The 21730-nt window shown below is 44.4% G+C and carries 18 protein-coding genes and 1 riboswitch; of the genes, 15 read left to right on the top strand and 3 right to left on the bottom strand.

Translation table 11 applies throughout. The features are described 5' to 3' along the window. The first annotated feature begins 76 nt into the window (after nt 1-76). Nucleotides 77-979 (top strand): UDP-3-O-acyl-N-acetylglucosamine deacetylase, encoded by a 903-nt coding sequence (lpxC, locus tag FTU19_RS04160; protein ID WP_180052514.1) that lies wholly within the window; start codon nt 77-79, stop codon nt 977-979. 99 nt (nt 980-1078) lie between these two features. Here lpxC and FTU19_RS04155 read toward each other — a convergent pair whose 3' ends face one another. Further along, entirely contained in the window at nt 1079-1519 is a 441-nt protein-coding gene (locus tag FTU19_RS04155) for a DciA family protein (RefSeq protein WP_004781492.1), read from the bottom strand. Between the two features lie 110 nt (nt 1520-1629). Between FTU19_RS04155 and FTU19_RS04150 the strand changes: the two genes are divergently transcribed. The 10 genes from FTU19_RS04150 to recJ all read left to right on the top strand — a co-directional run bounded on the left by FTU19_RS04150 (nt 1630) and on the right by recJ (nt 15290). Continuing rightward, complete coding sequence (locus FTU19_RS04150) at nt 1630-2319, top strand: M23 family metallopeptidase (RefSeq protein ID WP_034170247.1); 690 nt, start codon at nt 1630-1632, stop codon at nt 2317-2319. Nucleotides 2320-2669: 350 nt separating this feature from the next. After that, entirely contained in the window at nt 2670-5372 is a 2703-nt protein-coding gene (gene aceE, locus FTU19_RS04145) for a pyruvate dehydrogenase (acetyl-transferring), homodimeric type (RefSeq protein ID WP_180011097.1), read from the top strand. A 2-nt stretch (nt 5373-5374) separates the two neighbouring features. Beyond that, a complete protein-coding gene (locus FTU19_RS04140; protein ID WP_180052515.1) occupies nt 5375-7402 on the top strand; it encodes a 2-oxo acid dehydrogenase subunit E2 in 2028 nt (675 codons plus the stop codon). An 88-nt stretch (nt 7403-7490) separates the two neighbouring features. Continuing rightward, nucleotides 7491-7631, top strand: a riboswitch (yybP-ykoY riboswitch). Between the two features lie 73 nt (nt 7632-7704). Continuing rightward, nucleotides 7705-8280 carry a TMEM165/GDT1 family protein gene (locus FTU19_RS04135; protein ID WP_159123792.1) on the top strand — a complete coding sequence of 192 codons (576 nt, stop codon included), beginning with the start codon at nt 7705-7707 and terminating at the stop codon, nt 8278-8280. Between the two features lie 186 nt (nt 8281-8466). Beyond that, complete coding sequence (locus FTU19_RS04130) at nt 8467-9264, top strand: MBL fold metallo-hydrolase (RefSeq protein ID WP_159123793.1); 798 nt, start codon at nt 8467-8469, stop codon at nt 9262-9264. A 99-nt stretch (nt 9265-9363) separates the two neighbouring features. Next, nucleotides 9364-9729 (top strand): YkgJ family cysteine cluster protein, encoded by a 366-nt coding sequence (locus FTU19_RS04125; RefSeq protein ID WP_166137458.1) that lies wholly within the window; start codon nt 9364-9366, stop codon nt 9727-9729. 262 nt (nt 9730-9991) lie between these two features. Beyond that, nucleotides 9992-11458, top strand: a complete 1467-nt coding sequence (gene guaB, locus FTU19_RS04120) for an IMP dehydrogenase (protein ID WP_034170242.1) — start codon at nt 9992-9994, stop codon at nt 11456-11458. 122 nt (nt 11459-11580) lie between these two features. Then, a complete protein-coding gene (gene glmM / locus FTU19_RS04115; protein ID WP_004781506.1) occupies nt 11581-12912 on the top strand; it encodes a phosphoglucosamine mutase in 1332 nt (443 codons plus the stop codon). 15 nt (nt 12913-12927) lie between these two features. Continuing rightward, nucleotides 12928-13584, top strand: a complete 657-nt coding sequence (pdxH, locus tag FTU19_RS04110) for a pyridoxamine 5'-phosphate oxidase (RefSeq protein WP_180025271.1) — start codon at nt 12928-12930, stop codon at nt 13582-13584. 2 nt (nt 13585-13586) lie between these two features. Further along, entirely contained in the window at nt 13587-15290 is a 1704-nt protein-coding gene (recJ, locus tag FTU19_RS04105; RefSeq protein WP_180052516.1) for a single-stranded-DNA-specific exonuclease RecJ, read from the top strand. 59 nt (nt 15291-15349) lie between these two features. Here recJ and FTU19_RS04100 read toward each other — a convergent pair whose 3' ends face one another. Continuing rightward, the gene (locus FTU19_RS04100; RefSeq protein ID WP_179991927.1) at nt 15350-16150 is read right to left on the bottom strand and encodes a putative porin; all 801 of its coding nucleotides are present in this window, start codon (nt 16148-16150) and stop codon (nt 15350-15352) included. 172 nt (nt 16151-16322) lie between these two features. Further along, nucleotides 16323-17108, bottom strand: a complete 786-nt coding sequence (locus FTU19_RS04095; RefSeq protein WP_180052517.1) for a putative porin — start codon at nt 17106-17108, stop codon at nt 16323-16325. Between the two features lie 504 nt (nt 17109-17612). Between FTU19_RS04095 and prfB the strand changes: the two genes are divergently transcribed. The 4 genes from prfB to FTU19_RS04075 all read left to right on the top strand — a co-directional run bounded on the left by prfB (nt 17613) and on the right by FTU19_RS04075 (nt 21617). Further along, nucleotides 17613-18708, top strand: a protein-coding gene (gene prfB, locus FTU19_RS04090) for a peptide chain release factor 2 (RefSeq protein ID WP_166139482.1) whose coding sequence is annotated in 2 segments (ribosomal slippage) — nt 17613-17684 and nt 17686-18708 — 1095 coding nt in all. Because the reading frame shifts where the segments join, the coding sequence is not laid out codon by codon here. 146 nt (nt 18709-18854) lie between these two features. Next, entirely contained in the window at nt 18855-19154 is a 300-nt protein-coding gene (locus FTU19_RS04085) for a helix-turn-helix transcriptional regulator (protein ID WP_121979733.1), read from the top strand. A gap of 15 nt (nt 19155-19169) precedes the next feature. After that, on the top strand, nt 19170-20255 hold the full coding sequence (locus FTU19_RS04080; protein WP_166139484.1) for an alkene reductase: 1086 nt from the start codon (nt 19170-19172) through the stop codon (nt 20253-20255). 81 nt (nt 20256-20336) lie between these two features. Beyond that, the gene (locus tag FTU19_RS04075; protein ID WP_180052526.1) at nt 20337-21617 is read left to right on the top strand and encodes a 3-deoxy-D-manno-octulosonic acid transferase; all 1281 of its coding nucleotides are present in this window, start codon (nt 20337-20339) and stop codon (nt 21615-21617) included. Nucleotides 21618-21730: the final 113 nt, after the last annotated feature.

Genomic DNA, 21730 nt, shown 5'->3' with positions numbered 1-21730 from the left:
GCCACCTTTTGTTTTTTATCAATGGCCAAATATGCTAACGTATAGCGGTTTTATTGGTGAACAGATGATAAAAAGCATGTTGAAACAACGTACCCTGCAACGTATCGTGAAAGCGAGCGGAATCGGTCTTCATAGTGGGCAGAAGGTTATGATTAACTTTGTGCCACACCACGCCGATGGGGGCATTGTGTTTCGTCGTATTGATCTGGATCCACCTGTCGATATTCCTGCAGATGCCTTATTGATCCAGGAAGCCTTCATGTGTTCGAACCTGGTTCAGTCAAATGCCAAAGTGGGTACGATTGAGCATGTGATGAGCGCCATTGCAGGGTTAGGTATTGATAACCTGATTATTGAAGTGTCAGCTTCAGAAGTTCCCATTATGGATGGCAGTGCCGGACCTTTCATTTATCTGCTCATGCAGGGCGGCTTGCAAGAACTAGATGCACCAAAGAAATTTATTAAAATTATTAAACCTGTTGAAGCCCTGATCGATGACAAACGGGCGATTTTCAGCCCACATGACGGCTTTCAGCTAAATTTCACTATTGATTTTGATCATCCTGCCTTTAAAAAAGAACATCAATCTGCCAGCATCGATTTTTCTACAGAAACCTTTGTTTATGAAGTCAGTGAAGCGCGTACATTCGGCTTTATGAAAGACCTTGACTACTTGAAAGCCAATAATCTGGCTTTGGGTGCAAGCTTGGAAAATGCGATCGGTGTAGATGAAACCGGTGTAGTCAATGAAGAAGGTTTGCGTTTCTCGGATGAGTTTGTACGTCACAAAATTCTAGATGCAGTTGGTGATTTATACCTGCTAGGCCACCAGATTATTGCCAAATTTGATGGTTACAAATCAGGGCATGCTTTGAATAATCAACTATTGCGTAACGTGAAAAGTGACCCAAGCAGCTATGAAATTGTAACATTTGATGACGTAACTCAATGTCCAATTAGTTATGTAACTGTGGCATAAGTCCTTGTCTTTGTATCTTTGTGTTATAACTTAGCTGCATCTAATGTGACACCTGTCACATAAAAACAACATTGGAATTTATTACATCTCATTGCAATGTTACTTTTTATTGCTTGCCAAACGTAGTAAAGCTTGGCTAAGCTTAGGGTCGCTTATAAAGTCAGCAGCACCGCGAAGTAATTCCTGTGTTTCTGGACTCAAGGCTCTTTCAGATTTTTCTGGAACCGGTTGAACAGGGGATGGATTCCTTAAGCAAACCTGGATTTTAGTGAGATCTTTTAATTCGTTTATTTGAGAGAGTTGTGAGATGTATTGCTTTTGAAGATAGGCCAATTGAGAAATCATGGCTTGGTTTTCACCAGTAATCGTTAACACACCATTTTGATAGCAGGCAACTTGCCATTGTTCGGGTTGAGGCAATAGCGGTTGTACGAGTTTCGTAAGCTTCTGCCATGCAGAAACTTGTGATGAGAGAAACGAAAAGTTTCCTGTTTTTATCTGTTTTCTTGTTTTTTGAAAGACGTTGACAGGTTCCGACATACATAATTCCTACATGTTTATGTCTTAATCTTATGCGCTTCTTAAAGTGGATATCAAGGAAGAGATCTTCAAGAAACTCGATTAGCAGTTTAGAGAGGTTTTTTATGCATATGCCTATGCGACGTATCCTATTGGCATTTTCTATTTCGGTTTCAGCTGCTTCAGTAGCTTTTGCAGATTTAGTGGATCTGAATCAACAAGATGCTACACCTGACCGTCTTGAGCAGTTAACACGTACTTTATCGCAGGGTTCTTATACCCATCCTGAAGATATTGATATTCCCGCACAAACTAAATTAAATGTTCAGCTACGTGAAAAACCGGTTGAACTGAATAATCAGACCATTGCTCAAAAATATGGCAATTCTTCATCCAGTAAAGTTGCATCTTCAAATAATCCTTATTCGTGGTTAGTGGCTCATCCATTACCCGACATGAAACGTGTCAGCTCAAATTTTGGCGGCCGTACCATGGGTGGTCGTGCTGAAAATCACTCAGGTCTAGATCTGGCTGCTGCAAGCGGTACACCGATCTATGCAACTGGTCCTGGTATCGTAACCAAATCGGGTTGGGGTACAGGTTATGGTCAGTATGTCGAAATTAACCATGGTAATGGATACCTTACTCGTTATGCCCATGCTTCACGCTTGATTGCACGTGTGGGAGATCAGGTGCAAGCCGGTGATCATATTGCGAATGTAGGTTGTACAGGTCGTTGTACTGGTCCTCATCTACACTATGAAGTAGTAAAAGACGGTCAACGTAAAAATCCTTCAACTTATTTAGCAATGTTGCCTTAAGCGTAGCTTTGCTCAAAATAACTGAAATACTTTAATACGTCTGATACTTGATACTCATAAAAAATCAATCAAACCGCTTTTAAGGCAATTAGACTGAACATTTCTTCCAGGGAGTAGAGAAGGAGTTCGGTCTAATTGCTTTTAGATATTATATTATCACCGAGAATTATAACTGTCGTATAAAAAATCGCCATTATTGACTTCTTTTTGTTACTTTGTGTAAGAAAGTGTCAATGGATATTTAGATAATAAATAGTACTCCAGAACCGCATTCAGCCAGAGCCATATCTGCATAAGCCGTAAATATGATACATATAAGTGATCAATTTGGCTTTCAGGAACTGTAGATTATGGCGTTTTATGGAGATACCGACGCTCAAGAAACCCAAGAATGGCAAGACGCTTTTGACTCCGTTTTGCAACACATGGGAACCGAGCGCGCCGCCTTTTTACTTGAAAAACTTTATCAACGCGCAATTGCCAAACATGTTCCTATTCAGCGTTTAAATACTCCCTACTTAAACACTATTTCTGTAGAAGAACAACCTGCGATGCCGGGCGACCAGGACATGGAGCGCCGTATTCGCGCGCTGATCCGCTGGAATGCTTTGGCAATGGTGCTTCGCGCAAATAAAACCGGTGATGACCTGGGTGGTCACTTGGCCAGCTTTGCTTCATCTGCCACTTTATACGATGTGGGTTTTAACCATTTCTTCCGTGCCAATAACGACAGCTTCGGTGGCGACCTGATTTACTATCAAGGTCACTGTGCCCCGGGGATTTATGCCCGCTCATTTCTAGAAGGCCGCTTAACTGAAGAGCATCTGAATAATTTCCGTCGTGAAGTCGGCGGCAAAGGTCTGCCTTCTTATCCTCATCCTTACTTGATGCCAGACTACTGGCAGTTCCCGACGGTATCGATGGGCCTGGGTCCAATCATGTCGATCTATCAGGCGCATATTCAAAAGTATCTGATGAACCGTGGCCTGATTAAGGAAGAAGACCGTAAAGTCTGGGCTTATCTGGGCGATGGCGAAATGGATGAGCCGGAAAGCTTAGGCGCGATTTCACTGGCGGGTCGTGAGAAGCTGGACAACCTGATCTGGGTGGTGAACTGTAACTTGCAGCGTCTGGATGGCCCGGTACGTGGTAATGGCAAGATCATTCAGGAACTTGAATCATTGTTCCGTGGTGCTGGCTGGCGCGTGATTAAAGTTGTCTGGGGTCGTCATTGGGATCCGCTACTGGATAAAGACAAATCTGGTGCACTCAAAGCGATTATGGAAGAAGCAGTAGATGGTGATTATCAGCGCTATCAGGTGAAAGGTGGTGCTTATGCACGCGCACATTTCTTTGGTAAATATCCAGAAGCAGAAGCTTTGGTCAAAGACCTGAGCGATGAAGATATCGATAATCTGAACCGTGGTGGTCATGACCCGTACAAAGTCTTTGCTGCCTATGCAGAAGCGACCAAGGCCAAAGGTCAACCAACGGTCATTCTGGCGAAAACCGTAAAAGGTTATGGTCTGTCTGATGAAATTGAAGCGGTGAACAAGACGCACCAAATCAAGAAAATGCAGCTGGAATCATTGAAATATGTACGTAACCGTTTCAACTTGCCATTTACTGATGAACAACTGGAAGAAATTCCATTCTACCGTCCAAGTGAAAATTCGCCTGAAATTAAATATATGAAGGCACGCCGTGAGGCACTGGGTGGTTATCTGCCAGCACGTCGCAAAGAAAGCGAATCTTTACCGATTCCTGAACTTTCTGTATTTGATGCTGTGCTTAAAGGTTCAAACGGTAAAGAACAGTCCACCACCATGGTCATGGTTCGCCTCATCTCTGCATTATTAAAAGAGAAAGCAATCAAGGACCGTGTGGTACCGATCGTGCCAGATGAAGCGCGTACCTTTGGTCTGGAAGGGATGTTCCGTCAATTGGGGATCTATGCAGCGCATGGTCAACAATATACCCCTGAAGATCAGGAACAGTTGATGCATTACCGTGAAGCCAAAGACGGTCATATGTTACAGGAAGGGATTAACGAAGCCGGTGCGATGAGCGCATGGGCAGCCTTGGCGACCAGTTATTCAACCAATAACCTGCCAATGATTCCGATGTACATGTACTACTCGATGTTCGGCTTCCAGCGTATTGGCGATATTGCCTGGGCCGCAGGTGATGCACAGGCGCAAGGTTTCTTGCTGGGTGCAACCGCTGGCCGTACTACCTTAAATGGTGAGGGCTTGCAGCATCAGGATGGTCATTCGCATATTCTGGCCAACACCATTCCAAACTGTGTCTCTTATGACCCGTGCTTTGGCTATGAGCTTGCTGTGATCGTGCATGATGGTCTGCAACGTATGTATGTGAATCAGGAGCGTGTGTTCTATTATCTGACCCTGATGAATGAAAACTACGAACATCCGCCAATGCCGCAAGGTGCAGAAGAAGGCATCAAGCGTGGTATGTATCTGCTGGAAGAAGACGAAAAAGCGACGGTTCAGTTGATGGGTTCAGGCGTGATTCTGCGTGAAGTGATCAAGGCCGCAAAAATCCTGCGTGAGGAATATCAGATTCATGCCAATGTCTGGAGCGTGACCAGCTTTAACGAACTCGCTCGCGATGGTATGGCATGTGAAGAATATAACCGCCTGCATCCACTGGCTGAAGAAGCGAAAGAACCATGGGTATCTCAGCAGTTACGTGACAAGGACGGTATTGTGGTATCGGCCACTGATCACATGCGTGCCTATAGCGAACAGATCCGTGCCTATCTTCCAGATAGCCGTCCATTCGTAGCCTTGGGTACCGATGGTTATGGCCGTTCAGATACCCGTGGCAACCTGCGTAGCTACTTTGGTGTCGATGCTGCACATATTGTCGTAGCAACCTTGAAGAAGCTGGCAGATGAAGGTGAAGTCGATGCACGTTTAGTGAAAGATGCGATCTCTAGCTTTGAGTTAGATACTGATCGTCCGGTGGCTTGGGCGCCACAGGCGACCCCGGAACTGCATGCTGTTGCTGACTACAAAGAGGAGAACTAATCATGCAAATTACGACTCCAGATATTGGTGTAGATAAGGCAACTGTGGCAGAAATCCTGGTGAAGGTGGGCGATACCATTGCTGTAGATGAGAGTATTGTGCTGCTGGAATCGGATAAAGCCTCTGTTGAAGTGCCAAGCACTTCAGCAGGTGTGGTCAAAAATATTCTGATTAATCAGGGTGATGAAGTATCTGAAGGTACTGTCCTGATTGAACTGCAGGCTGAAGATGATGCCAGTACGGTAGAAAGTCAGGAAGCTGATGCTGCTGACAAAACTTCGGAAAATACTCCAACTGAATTGCCTGATGAGGAAATCCTGCAGGAAGTGGCGGCACATCAGCCTAAAGCCTCTAGCCAAAGTGAACAGGCCTCTCAATCGGCTTCTACATCTACTGTAGAAGTGAAATTGCCGGATATTGGCGTAGAAAAGGCCCTGGTGGGTGAAATTCTGGTTCAGGTTGGCGATGAAGTTGAGGTGGATCAAAGCCTGGTCGTGGTTGAATCGGATAAAGCAACAGTTGAAGTACCAAGTACAGTTGCAGGTACTGTAGAAGCGATTCATATTCAGGAAGGTGATTCAGTCAAAGAGGGGGTGCTGATTCTGACAGTGAAAACTGCAGATTCAGCACCAGCTGCTGAGCAAGCAGCGCCTCAAGCAGAAGAAAAGCCAAAAGCTCAAGCAACACCTGAAGCCAAAACTGAAACAGCACCACAACAGGCGGCATCCCCTGCAGGCGATATTGAAGTAAAAGTACCTGACTTGGGTGTCGACAAGGCTGCTGTAGCAGAAATTCTGGTACAGGTCGGTGATACGGTGGAGAAAGACCAGAGCATCATCGTGGTCGAATCGGATAAAGCGACAGTAGAAGTGCCAAGCACGACTGCCGGAGTGATTAAGGCGATTCATGTTGAGCTGGGCCAGAGTGTTTCTGAAGGTGTGGCACTGATTACGATTAAAGCTGAAGGACAAGCATCACCTGCTGCAGCTCCAGCGGAAAAATCAGAAGCACCTGCAGTCAAAGCTACGCCTGCACCAGCCACAGCTCCAAAAGCTGAACCTGCTGCGACACCTGAAACGCATAGTGCAGACAAGCTCACCAAAGAGCAGAACGCTGCCAATGCCAAAGTTTATGCTGGTCCTGCTGTGCGTAAACTGGCTCGTGAACTGGGTGTGGTATTGGCAGAAGTGAAAGCTTCTGGTCCGCATGAGCGTCTAATGAAAGAAGACCTGTTTGCGTATGTGAAAGATCGTCTGACTGCACCGCAAACAACAACCGCACCTGCGGCAGCTACAGCTCCTGCTGGCTTACCAAAACTGCCTGATTTCAGTGCTTTTGGTGGGGTAGAAGAGAAAGCCTTGACGCGTCTGCAACAGGTTTCGATTCCGCAGTTATCTTTAAATAACTACATCCCACAAGTGACCCAGTTTGATGCAGCCGATATCACTGAGCTGGAAGCTTGGCGTAATGAGCTGAAAGGCAACTTCAAAAAAGAAAGTATTGGCCTGACCATCATGGCTTTCATTATCAAGGCTGTAGCTTATCTGCTCAAAGAAGAGCGTGAGTTTGCCGGTCACCTGTCTGATGACGGTAAATCGGTATTGCTACGGAATGAGATCCATATGGGCATTGCGGTTGCGACGCCAGATGGTCTGACTGTTCCTGTATTACGTAACCCGGACCAGAAGTCGATCAAGAAGATCGCTATTGAGCTCGGTGAGTTAAGCCAGAAAGCGCGTGATAAGAAATTATCACCTAAAGATCTGCAAGGTGCGAACTTCACCATCACCAGCTTGGGCTCAATTGGCGGTACAGCATTTACGCCGTTGGTGAACTGGCCGCAAGTGGCGATCTTGGGTATTTCTCCTGCGACCATGCAACCGGTATGGAATGGGGAGGGCTTTGATCCACGTTTGATGCTGCCACTGTCACTGTCTTATGACCATCGCGTAATTAATGGTGCCGATGCTGCACGCTTTACCAATAAGCTGACCAAGCTGTTAAAGGATATTCGTACACTCTTGATCTGATTCATGAATGTATGAAAATAAAAACCCTGCTCCGGCAGGGTTTTTTTATATGACAATTTGTAAATATAAACACGGTTGGCTATAATGGGCGCACTTCATTGGGGAGTAGCCGCCTTTTGCGCAAAGCAGAAGGGTGATGGTCAACATATTTGCTCAACAGGGCATGGTCATCATAGCAAAGAACCAAATAAGCTTCTCGAAGCTTTCTTTTGTTGGCAAGACCTTTGATTTACCATTCTGCAGATTTTGGCTGGCGGGAAGGGTGAATCATCGGTAGAAAATGCCAGCCAGAGAAAGACCGCATGTACGAATTCCTGCTTTCCACGGCCATCGTTGCACTTGCCGAAATGGGTGATAAAACCCAGTTACTGGCTTTGCTTCTTGCAGCACGTTTCCGCAAACCGACACCGATTTTAATTGCAATTTTACTGGCAACCCTGATTAACCATGGTCTTTCAGCAGCCCTGGGGCAATGGGTCACTACCGTTATTGGGCCAGAAATTTTGCTGTGGATCGTGTCAGTCGGTTTTATTGGGATGGCAATCTGGATGCTGATTCCGGATGAATTAGGGGATGAGAACGACAGTATCAATAAATGGCAAAAGTACGGCGTGTTTGGTGCGACTTTTGTGCTGTTCTTCCTGGCTGAAATTGGCGATAAAACCCAGATTGCGACAGTGGCACTGGCAGCACGTTTTGACAGTGTGCTTTGGGTGATGATGGGTACTACCGTCGGAATGATGATTGCCAACGCACCTGCGGTATTTATCGGTGATAAACTGGCGAATAAACTTCCAATCGGCCTGATTCATAAAATTGGCGCCAGTATTTTCTTGATCATCGGTGTCGGCACCTTGGCACAACATTATTTATTTTAAAAATAAAAATCAATTTCGTATAAATCCTGAGCTAAAAACTCGGGATTTTTTATTGTGAAATTGTGCTCAATTTGCTGATAAATAAAGTTATATATCCAGTTTTATTGATTGTAAGTTCATTTAATTCCCTATATGTTATATGCCTATAGAAAAACCATCCTAAACGAAAAAAATTGGGGATTACTGATGGCCTTCGAGCGCACCACATCGCAAGTCTTGTTTGATAATGGGACACATAAATGTATTAGTTTTACCAGTCTCGTTAAAGGTGAAGGTGTCCAGGCAAACCAATTTCTGATTTTAGACAATGAGCGTGCTGCAGTACTTGATCCGGGCGGTGATTTAACTTATGTACCGTTGACCATGGAACTGAACCGCTATACCCGGTTAAGCAATCTGGATTATGTGATGGCATCGCATCAGGATCCGGACATTATTACGTCCATGCCGCGCTGGCTGGTCTATACCGAAGCCAAAGTCGTAGCTTCCAAGCTCTGGGCGCGTTTCTTGCCGCATCTGAATTCAGCCTTTATGAGTGACCGTATGAAAGGTAACTGGCTGGATCGTCTGGTTGAATTGCCGGATCATGGTCAGATCATTCCACTCGGTCAATCCAGCATTATTGCTATTCCAGCGCACTTTTTACATTCAGTCGGTAATTTCCAGTTTTATGACCCGATTGCCAAGATCCTGTTTTCTGGTGATATGGGGGCGTCAATGGTCGAGGATGCTTCAAAGCCACTGGAAAATTTTGCAGCGCACATTCCGAAAATGAAAGGATTTCACCAGCGCTATATGTGCAATAACAAGGTGATTCGTTTATGGGTACAGATGGTACGTACCATGGATGTAGACATGATTGTGCCACAACATGGAACACCATTTGTGGGTAAAGAACAGATTAACCAGTTTCTGGACTGGATTGAAACACTGGAATGTGGCACTGATTTAATGGATGAAACTGTTTTTACTTGTCCTGAATAGTTCAAGAAAATTTTAAATTTTTTCTTGAGTAGAAAAACAACATTTTTTATATTTTCCGCCGGCAAAAAAACTGTTTTTGATGACGAGAATTTATAAGAAATGTTGTCTCAAGTTCCTACACAAGATGCATGTTTAAGTTGTGGCGCATGTTGCGCCTATTTCAGGGTTTCATTTTATTGGGCAGAGGGGATTCCCATGCCTGAGCACTATACTGAGCCTGTCACCTCGGTCTATTCATGCATGGCGGGAACCAATCAGAAAAATCCGCGCTGTGTTGCGCTAGAAGGCAAGATTGGCGAGCAGGTGAGTTGCGGCATGTACGAGCTACGTAGCTCATCCTGTAAAGAAGTGCAGATCGCTGATGCCCAGTGCAATAAAGCACGGATGGCACACAATATGATTCCATTCATCCAGATTGAGCCGGATGAAGCCGAAAATGATGATAATTTCGAACGGGTGAGCTAAATTCAAACTCAAGATTTAAAAAGCAGGGTATGGACTCTGCTTTTTTTATGGGAGAAAAAATTAGTAAGGGATTTTGTAAAGCAAATAAATATGATGACTACTCTGGCATATTTAAATTGTTGATTGAATAGTCAAATTTACAGGTTTAGATATTCGGATTAAATCTAAGTCCAGATTTAGACAAAATAAATTTTGCAATTGCAATGAAATTTAGAGCTAAATTTGTTTATAATAGCGCACGGAAATTACCAGTGAGACTGTTATGTTGACCATCGTTCAAGACGCGTTAACCTTCGATGATGTCCTATTACTCCCTGCCTACTCTACTGTTCTCCCAAAAGATGTCTCTCTAAAGACACGCCTGACTCGCGGCATTAACCTGAATATCCCACTTGTTTCAGCAGCTATGGATACTGTGACTGAGTCACGTATGGCAATTGCGATGGCACAAAATGGCGGTATCGGTATTCTGCACAAGAACATGGATATTGCTGCCCAGGCCGCAGAAGTACGCCGTGTGAAAAAATTTGAAGCCGGTATGGTGAAAGATCCGATCACAGTTACCCCAGAAACTACAGTACGTGAACTGATCGCTGTAACTCAAGCGAATAACATCAGTGGCGTACCCGTGGTTAAAGACGGTAAAGTGGTTGGTATCGTGACAGGTCGTGATACACGTTTTGAAACCAATCTGGAACAGCCGGTTAGCAATATCATGACTGGCCAAGACCGTCTGGTGACTGTGCGTGAAGGCGAATCGAAAGAAAACATTCAGGCCTTATTGCAAAAAAACCGTATTGAAAAAGTGATCGTTGTTGGCGAAAACAATGAATTAAAAGGCTTGATCACGGTAACTGATTTCCGTAAAGCGGAACTTTATCCAAATAGCTGTAAAGATGATCTAGGTCGTCTACGTGTAGGTGCAGCAGTCGGTACGGGTGCTGAAACACCAAGCCGTGTAGAAGCACTGGTTGATGCTGGTGTAGATGTGATCGTTGTGGACACTGCACATGGTCACTCTGCGGGTGTGATCGAGCGTGTACGCTGGGTCAAACAGAACTACCCGCAAGTTCAAGTGATTGGCGGTAACATCGCCACTGGTGATGCTGCGCTTGCCTTGCTTGATGCGGGTGCGGACGCCGTAAAAGTGGGGATCGGTCCTGGCTCAATCTGTACAACTCGTATTGTGGCTGGTATTGGTATGCCACAAATCTCTGCAATTGATTCTGTTGCACGTGCATTGAAAGAACAGATTCCATTGATTGCTGATGGTGGTATCCGTTTCTCTGGAGATATGGCAAAAGCGATTGGCGCTGGTGCAAGTACCATCATGGTGGGTTCACTGATGGCCGGTACTGAAGAAGCACCGGGCGAAGTTGAATTCTTCCAGGGCCGTTACTACAAGGCTTACCGTGGTATGGGTTCTTTGGGTGCGATGGCCGGTGCAACTGGTTCTGCTGACCGTTACTTCCAGGATTCTAAAGCCGGTGCTGAAAAACTGGTTCCTGAAGGTATTGAAGGTCGCGTACCGTACAAAGGCCCAATGGGCAATATCGTGCATCAGATGATGGGCGGTCTGCGTTCTTCTATGGGCTATACCGGTTCTGCAACGATTGATGATCTTCGTCAAAATGCCAAGTTTGTGAAAATCACATCTGCCGGTATGTCTGAGTCTCACGTGCATGATGTAACCATCACCAAAGAAGCGCCAAACTACCGTATGGGCTAACTTTCGCTGATTGTTTACTCTAAAAAAGCCGTCATCCTCATGACGGCTTTTTTGTTTTGGTGTACAGTGTTGCACAATGAAAAAGGATGATGTAAATCACCCGCTAAGAAGTGAGACAAAGCATGAGTTATTTTGGTACCGATGGTATTCGTGGAAAATTTGGTGAGTTACCAATTACACCTGAATTTGCCCTGAAATTAGGTTTTGCGGCAGGAAAAGTATTAAAACGAAATAGCAAAAAAAACAAACCATTGGTAGTACTGGGTAAAGATACCCGTTTATCGGGTTATATTCTGGAATCTGCGCTACAGGCAGGACTCAATGCGGCAGGTGTTTATGTGCATCTGCTTGGACCGTTGCCAACGCCGGCTATTGCCCATTTAACCCGTGCTTTGCATGCCAGTCTCGGTATTGTCATTTCTGCATCACACAATCCGTATTTCGATAACGGGATTAAATTTTTTTCGAGTGAAGGCAAAAAACTGCCTGATGCTTTGCAGGATGAGATCAACCAGGAACTGGAAAAAGAACTGGTGATCGAAGATAACGCGAACTTGGGTAAAAGTTTCCGTGTGAAAGATGCCAATGGCCGTTATATTGAATTCTGTAAGTCGACTTTCCCATACCATTTAGACCTGAATGATTTAACCATTGTCGTTGACTGTGCCAATGGTGCAGCCTATAGCGTAGGTCCTGCGGTTTTCCGTGAGCTGGGTGCTAAAGTCATTTCCATCTATGATGAACCGACCGGTCTGAATATCAATGAGAACTGTGGTTCGACTCATCCGGAAAATCTGCAAAAAGCAGTGGTTGAGCATGGTGCTGATTTAGGCATAGCCTTTGATGGTGATGCTGACCGCGTGATTATGGTCGATAAAAACGGTGAGCAAATTACTGGTGATCATATTCTGTATATCCTCGCGACTCAGGCAAAAAATAAGCCAGCTGGGATTGTTGGTACCTTGATGAGCAATATGGCACTAGAACTGGCCCTCGAAAAAGCCGGAGTAGAATTGTTGCGCGCTAAAGTCGGTGATCGTTATGTACTGCAAGGTCTGGAAGAAAAAGGCTGGTCGATTGGTGGCGAGCCATCAGGTCATATCCTGACTTTAGACAAGAGCACTACAGGCGATGCGATTATTGCTGCGCTGCAAGTCTTAACCGTGATGGTCGAGCAGAAGAAAGCACTGCACGAGTTAGTGGCTGACTTTAAATTATTGCCGAATGTGTTGGTGAATGTACGTCTGAATACCATGTTTGACCCGTACTCAGTGCCTGCTTTGACTGCAGAATTTAACAAAGCTGAAGAGCAGCTCAAAGGTCGTGGCCGTTTACTGATCCGTAAATCAGGGACTGAACCGGTGATCCGTGTCATGGTGGAAGGCGAGGATCTTGCTGAAGTGACCACACTGGCAAATTCATTGGCTGATGCGGTACGTGCCAACGCCGCTTAAATGGGGGAAGAGTGAATGAGCGATCTGATTAAGGATCTGAGTGAACTGCGTCTGAACTACCAAAAAGGCGAGCTACATGAAGATCAGGTCAATCCCAATCCGCATATGCAGTTTTTGCAGTGGTTTAACCATGCACTTGCTGCACAGCTGCATGAACCTTATGCCATGTCATTGGCAACCGCAAATGCACAAGGTCGTCCGCATGTGCGCACAGTGTTGCTGCGTGGTGCGACTGAAGCAGGGTATGATTTCTATACCAATTATGATAGTCAAAAAGGTCTGGATCTGGCCGAAAACCCGTATGCTGAACTGCTGTTTTACTGGCAGGAACAGGAACGTCAGATCCGGATTAGCGGTAAGGTAGTTAAAATTTCGGAAGAAGAATCGACTGATTATTATCATAAACGTCCACGTGAAAGTCAGATCGCTGCTCATATCAGTACTCCGCAAAGTGGTGTGGTTGCGAGTCGTGAAGAACTACAGCAACGTTTCTGGGATCTGCATCAGCAGGTCGCTAATCAGGAAGAGCTGGATAAGCCGGGATTCTGGGGCGGCTATCGTTTGCAGCCAGATTATTATGAATTCTGGCAGGGCCGTCCAAACCGTTTACATGACCGCCTGAGTTATGAAAAAATCGATGGGGCGTGGAAACTACAACGATTGATGCCATAACAATGCCTAAACTTGAAATCAAGCAAAGACCTTTACTGACACGCCCTGAATCTTTTCAGGGCGTGCCTTCATTTGTAGCTAACATTCTGGCACGCCGTGGCGTGGAATCTGAACAGGAGCTGGAGCTGAAACTCAAGCATCTGCTGGCTCCGACCATGAAAGGTTTAACGGAAGCGGTCCAGCTGATTGATCAGGCTATAGATGCCGGCCAGAAAATCGTAATTGTCGGTGACTATGATGCTGATGGGGCGACCAGTACCACACTGATGGTACTTGCTCTGCGTGATATGGGTGCTCATGTCGACTATCTGGTTCCTGACCGGTTTAAGTATGGTTATGGCCTGACACCTGCGATTGCGGATCTGGCTTTTGCCAATTTTACGCCGGATCTCTTAATCACGGTGGATAACGGGATTTCCAGTCATGAAGGCGTGAAACAGGCGCAAGATCATGGTATGCAGGTGATTATTACCGATCACCACTTAACTACCAAGCCTACACCTGCAGCAGAGGCTGTGGTCAATCCCAATCAGCTGGGTTGTGATTTTCCAAGTAAGGCTTTGGCAGGTGTAGGGGTAGCTTTTTATGTTCTGGCAAATCTATCGACTCATCGTAAAAAGTTGGGTAAATCTTCAACGGTTATTACCAATTATCTGGATCTGGTCGCTTTAGGTACTTATGCAGATGTCGCAAGTCTGGACTATAACAACCGTATTCTGGTGGATGCCGGCTTAAAACGGATTCAACATCATCTTTGCCGACCTGGCATCAGTGCCTTGCTAGAGATTGCTGGTCGTGATGCAGCTACGCTCAAAGCGCAGGATCTGGGTTTTGTGCTTGGCCCACGCATTAATGCAGCGGGTCGTATGGAAACCATGGATATCGGGATCGAGTGTTTGCTTGCTCCGGATCTGGCAACCGCTTATCCACTCGCAGAACAGCTGAATAAACTCAATGTCGAACGTCGTCAGGTAGAAGGCAAAATCAAGCAAGAAGCTTTGACTGAACTGGAAAAAATCCAGCTGGATGAGAATACTTTGCCAGCCGCGCTGATCATGTTTGAACAGCACTGGCATCAGGGTGTGATCGGGATTGTGGCGGGGCGTTTAAAAGAACAGTTCCATCGTCCAAGTATTGTGTTCGCAGCAGATGAAGATGGGATTCATATCAAAGGTTCAGCACGTTCCATTGAAGGGATTCATATCCGGGATAGTATTGAACGGATAGCAGAGCAGTATCCGCATCTGGTCAGCCATTTTGGTGGGCACGCGGCCGCAGCGGGACTAACCATTAAAAAGCAGCATTTTGTTGAATTTAAACAGGTCTTTGAACAGCTGATTGCACAGATGGATGAAAGCCTATTTACCGCTACGCTGTGGACTGATGGGGAACTACCGGCATCAGCTTTCCAAATTGAAACGGTCGATTTACTGCAAAACTTAAGTCCATGGGGACAAAAGTTTCCTCAACCGATTTTTGAAGGCATCTTTAAGATTCTGGATTACCGCTGGCTCAAGGATGTACATCTGAAATTACGTGTTGCCTTAGAGAATGGACAGGTTGTTGATGCGATTGCCTTTAGTGCCATCGATAAATACAAGTTTGATCCGATGAAGCAGCATGTACGTCTGGTCTATGAACTGGATAAAAATGTCTTTAATGGCAATGTCAGCCTGCAAATGCGAATTGCTCATCTGGAACAATAAATTATTCAAATAAAAAAACCGCCCAATTGAGCGGTTTTTTTGACTTCTAATCGGAGAGATTAGAAGCGGAAAGTACCATTGATACCAAACGAGTCAATACCGTCAGTTGTGTGGTAATTTACACCTGCTGCAATAGTTGGCGTAAAGAATTTTTGAGCTTTAATACCGAACAGTGTATCTGAACCATCTGCAGTAGAATCAGCAATAGATAGACCTACACTGAGAGTTGGATCGATATAAAGATCAGCAGCTAAGCGATAGGTTGTTTCATCACCAATATAAGTTAAACCTTCAAAATTGGTGAAATGATTGCCAATTTGAGTCACGTATTTGGCACGTAAAGATAATGCAGTGTCATCACCTACAGTAAGTGCATTTGAAAGATTTGCGGTGAAACCATAGTTTGCCACTTGAACTGGGTCTACGCTTTCATTTGCGGCACCTACTGCTAGCAACAAGCCAGTAACTGGTAGGTAACCTACTTCAAGCGCATAACCGGTATTATCGTCACCTGCAAAATCAACTTGGTTAATAGTACCGCTTACATAAAATTGAGTATTTGGAATATAAAACTCACCACTTACACCAAACACATCAATATCTTCATCGCCATCACCGCTTGCATTTGCATAACCTAAGCCAATATTGCTTGCTTTATTTAGGAAAGCCGCTTCTGCAAGTGGAGAGTTCTTAACTTGAACATCATTTAAATAATATTTTCCATTGATGAAAAATGTATCTAGATCCCCAAGGTTATCGATATCAGTGTTTTCATACCCTACATTAAGTTCAGCTTGGTAAGCATGTGCAGTTCCTAGGCTAGCAAGAAGTGCTGTAGCAAGAGCAAGTTTCTTAAACATTTAGATTTTCTCTCTTTGTTATAAAATATGGCTGTTTTATTAACAGTTGTAACAAATTGTACAGATAATAATCGCCCCGTCAATGTGCAAAAACTACCTAAATGCTTGTTTAAAGTGCAATAAAAAACCCATCCGAAGATGGGTTTTTTATAATGAAATTTCTTAGTTTGGATTAGAAGCGGTATTTCGCAGCTAGACCAAATTTGTTGTAGTCTTGGTTACCAATTTCACCAAAACCTACACGGCCTTCCAAGCTCACTTGTTCATTAAAGAATTTACGTGCACTTACACCAAATTCATTTGAGTCATATGGGCCATTATCTTTGCTTTGATAATCAGCACCAACACTTAAAGTTTTGTCGATGAAGTAGTCAGCTTTTAAGTTGTACTCATCCAGGTCGCCAAAGGCAGCGCCAGCTTCAAGGTTAATATCTTTACCATTGCTTAAGGTAGTCACATATTTAGCACGTAAAGTTGGATCTACACCGTCATCATAGTCATTGTCATAACCTTTCACACCTGCTGCAATTAACAGACCTGGTGCAGGTAAATAACCGACTTCAGCACTATAAACGGTTTCGTCAAAATCAGGTGCATAGTCGTATTTAGAATCATCACGACCTACGCTACCACTCAAATAAAAATCTGAGTTTGGTACGAAGTATTCAGCACCTACACCATAACGGTGACGTTCTGAAGAGTCGTAATCATCATATTGATATTGAGCTTTCACATTACTTGCACGATCAAGGAAAGCTGCTTCGGCCAATGGCGCATTACGTGTTTGAACTGGATTAAAGTAGTATGTGCCATCAACACCAAAAGAGCCGCTTGAGCTACCATTATCCGGGTCTGTTAGGCCTGCAGATGCACCCACTTCTACTTGATAAGCATGAGCTGCTGTACCTGTAAGAGCTACGGCTGAAAGTAATGCTGAAGCGATTGCTAGTTTTTTCATGCGGATACTCCCCTCTGAAAAATATGGCTAAAATTAATACACTTTTTGTTACAACTTTAAGTCTAGACCAATTCCAATAATCGTCAATCAAAGGAAAGTTACTACATTGTGAGTAAGGTAATATTATGTAATTTTCATTTAATAACTAATTGAATTCAAAAACTAAAAATGAAATGTTTTGTTTTATTAAAAGTGTGTAGATATTGTGGAATGTATTGAAAATGCTATTTTTTATCTTATTTTGTAGGGTTTTTAGGGTTTTAAAATGAATCAAAAACTGAGTATAAAAATACAGCGAAATATATTTAAGAATAGAATGAGAAAGTATTAAAAATAATATTTAGCTATTTTATCGGGCTGACAAATTTTGTAATTAAAAAATGTGCTAGTGACATTTTCTTGCTTAGCTTTAAAGATGGATTTATCGCTATAAATTGGCGAAATAGACTGTGATATAATATTGACCTAAGAATTTATACCTAATTTTGATTGAGAGTAATTCACGTGGAAATTAATCCGTATCTAAACCAATTAAAAGACTTAAACGAACGTGGTCAAACACTACGGGGGTATCTTTGACTACGATCTGAAAAAAGAGCGTTTAGAAGAAGTCCTGCGTGAATTAGAAGACCCGGCGATCTGGAATGACCAGAGTCGTGCTCAGGCCATGGCCAAAGAAAAAGGTGAGCTTGAAAATGTACTTAATGTACTGGACGGCTTAACGACCCAGCTTGAAGATGCCCAAGCAATGCTTGACCTTGCGGTTGAAGCAGATGAAGAGACCATGCTGGAAGATGTGCAGGCTGAGCTGAATGCGGCTGAAGAAGGACTGGCGAAGCTTGAGTTCCGTCGTATGTTCAGCAATCCGATGGATCCAAACCCTTGCTATGTGGAAATTCAGGCAGGTTCCGGCGGTACCGAAGCACAGGACTGGGCATCTATGCTGCTACGTATGTACATGCGCTGGATCGAACGTCATGGTTTTAAAGCTGAACTGATGGAAGAATCTGATGGGGATGTTGCCGGGATTAAATCTGCGACGATTCGTGTCGAAGGTGAGTATGCTTATGGCTGGTTGCGTACCGAATCTGGTGTACACCGTTTAGTGCGTAAATCACCATTTGACTCGGGCAACCGTCGTCATACGTCATTTTCTGCCGTGTTTGTCTCACCTGAAGTAGATGACAATATCGAAATTGAAATCAATCCTTCAGATGTCCGTACCGATACCTACCGTGCGTCAGGCGCGGGTGGTCAGCACATTAACAAAACTGACTCTGCCGTGCGTTTAACCCACATTCCAACTGGTATCGTGGTGGCGTGTCAGAACCAGCGTTCACAACATGCCAACCGTGACCATGCTTGGAAGCAGTTGCGTGCCAAGCTGTATGAGCTGGAAATGAATAAACGTAATGAAGCTGCACAGGCATTGGAAGATTCTAAGTCCGATATTGGCTGGGGTAGCCAGATCCGTTCTTATGTTCTCGATGATTCACGTATTAAGGATTTGCGTACAGGAGTGGAAAATTCCAATACTGGCGCAGTTCTGGACGGTGATCTGGACAAATTTATCGAAGCAAGCCTGAAACAGGGCCTGTAAGAAATCGTTTAAAAGCTGGCGTAACAAAGCTTTAACAGACTGTGACTCTTATATCTAAATTATTCGATATATAAATCGAAAAAATACGATATAATGATCACAGACGCTGAATGAAGTTTCGTTGCGCCACTGATTGTGATGTGCCTATGGACCTTGATCTAATTTTTAAAGCCTTAGCCAATCCGACCCGTCGACAAATTCTGGAGTGGTTAAAATCTCCGGAGCAATATCTGTCTGCGGAAGAGTGTGGTGGCTTTCAACGTGGGGTCTGTGCAGGTCAAATTGAACGTTTGGGCCAGGTTTCACAGTCCACCATGTCCAATCACCTGTCGGTATTACAGCAGGCTGGCCTGATTACTGCGACCAAGCATGGACAGTGGTCATATTTCTCCCGCAATGAAACTTTGATTCAGCAATTTATCGAACACCTACAACAACACCTTTAACAGGTGGGAGTAACGATGGCTGAATTAAATTCTCCTTTAACGCTCGGTGCGTTAGAGCTTAAAAACCGTGTCATCATGGCGCCGCTGACCCGTAGCCGCGCAACTGCTGATCGTGTTCCAACCCCCATGATGGTTGAGTACTATGCGCAACGTGCAAGTGCTGGTCTGATCATTTCTGAAGCTACAGTGATTTCCGAAGAAGCCAACGGTTATTTAAATACTCCAGGACTGTTTACCGATGCTCAGGTCGAAGGCTGGAAAAAGGTCACTCAAGCGGTTCATGAGAAGGGCGGTTTAATCGTTGCCCAGCTTTGGCATGTTGGTCGTGTATCACATCCGGATCTGTTAAATGGTGAAACACCAGTGTCTGCAAGTGCAGTACAACAGGCGGGTCATGTCAGCTTATTACGTCCAAAACGTCCATACGTTACGCCACGTCCCTTGGAAGTTTCTGAAATTCACGCGATTACCGAGCAATACAAACAAGCCGCGATTCGTGCTAAAGAAGCCGGTTTTGATGGTGTTGAATTACATGCTGCCAATGGTTATTTGATTGACCAGTTCTTGCAAAGCAAAACCAATCAGCGTGAAGATGAATACGGCGGTTCAGTCGAAAACCGTACACGGTTCCTGCTAGAAGCAACTGATGCACTGATTGAAGTATGGGGTGCGGATCGTGTAGGGGTGCATTTTGCTCCGCGTGGTGATGACCATGACATGGGTGATAATGATCCACGTGAAACATTTGGCTATGCCATGGAGCAGCTGGGCAAGCGCAAGATTGCCTTCTTCTTTACCCGTGAATATCTGGCTGAAGACAGTATTTCCGAATATATGAAAGAGCGTTCAGGTGGAGTACCTTATATTGCCAATATGCAACTGAGTCGTGAAGATGCGATTGAGCTGTTGGCAGCTGAAAAGGCAGATGCAGTCGCATTTGGTAAAGCCTACATTGCAAATCCTGATCTATACGAACGTCTGCTTGATAATGCACCGCTTAATGAGCTGAAAATGGAAAATATGATCGGCAGTCAGGTGGCTGAAGGTTATATTGATTATCCAACTTTGGCAGAAGTTAGAGTATTAAGCACCATAGAATAATTCGAAATAAGAGCCACATCGATTAACATGTCGATGTGGCTCTGTTATATTTTGCCGATTGAATCTGTTTTGGGGCGCAATGTGGCTACTCCATTCTGGTATAACGCAGCCTTGGCGCTAGCGAAACCGCTTTATCAATCCCGTATACGTAAACGTGCGACCAGTCCGGAACAATTAGAACAAGAACTGTTGGAACGTTTTGGTCCTTTCCAGTCCCCTAAAAATCTGCAGGCGATCTGGTTTCATGTGGTATCCGTAGGGGAAACCAATGCCGCTCAACCTTTAATTGAACATTACTTAAAACTTGGGCATCCGGTTCTAGTGACTAATACCACCAAGACTGGGCAGGCACGTGCTAAATCACTTTTCTTGAAAGAACCTTATTTAGACTTATTCCAGGCTGTATATTTGCCAGCTGACCAGAAAACCCTGATTCGTGATTTTTATCAAAAATATCAGCCTAAATTGCTGTTATTGATGGAGACTGAGCTCTGGCCAAATCTGATTGACCAGGCACCGAATTTTAATGTGCCATGTCTGTTACTGAATGCCCGTCTTTCTGAAAAATCCGCCAAAGGCTATGGCAAAGTCAAAGGCCTAACCCGTGGCATGCTTAAGAATTTAACAGGTCTTTTGGCTCAGGATACAGCAACCCAGCAGCGTTATATTGATCTAGGTATAGTTTTAGAAAAAACTCAGGTCTTGGGCAATATCAAGTTTGATATCACGGCACCGCAGCAATTTATTAATCATGCTGCCCAATTGAAACAGGAATGGTCTCTGCAAGGCCGGAAGATCATTACTCTCGCCAGTACGCATGCGCCTGAAGAACAGCAATTAATGGCTGAACTTAAATCTGCGCTGGATGCAGATTCGACATTAGTTTGTATCGTGGTGCCACGCCATCCGGAACGTTTCGATGAGGTGTTCCAAGCTGCACAGTCCTTAGGTTTAAGGACCCAGCGCCGTAGCTTGGGACAGCGCATTGAAGCTGATACTCAGATTTATCTTGCAGATTCCATGGGCGAGATGTGGCTCTGGTATGCCTTGAGCCAAGCCTGTTATGTTGGTGGTTCTCTAAATGAACCAGGTGGTGGGCATAATATTCTGGAGCCGATTGCGCTAAATGTTCCAACGATTCTGGGTAAAAACTATTTTAACTTTCAGACGATTGTCGATGAGTTTGTCCAGGCGCATGCCGTAGAAGTGATGCAGGATGCTAAGCAGGCTGCTGAGACTTTGCTAGAAATTCTGAATAATTCAGCTAAAGCTGAAAGCTTGAATACTGCTGCACAAAAGATTATGCAGCAAAATCAGGGTTCACTTGAAAGGCATATTCAGGTGATTGATCAATATCTTTGATTATATTCTGATTTGTGAAGAAGCTGATTTTCATGGATTGATTGTATAAGGTTAAAACTAAGCCTTATCTTTATAGATTTAATGCTAGCGCTCTTCTTTCTTTTACTTTTGTT

It is taken from the genome of Acinetobacter sp. YH12072, from assembly GCF_013419565.1.
In the GTDB taxonomy this organism is placed as follows: domain Bacteria; phylum Pseudomonadota; class Gammaproteobacteria; order Pseudomonadales; family Moraxellaceae; genus Acinetobacter.
The sequence above is the reverse complement of the archived record's forward strand: the minus strand, read 5'-3'. Positions and strand labels throughout refer to the sequence as shown.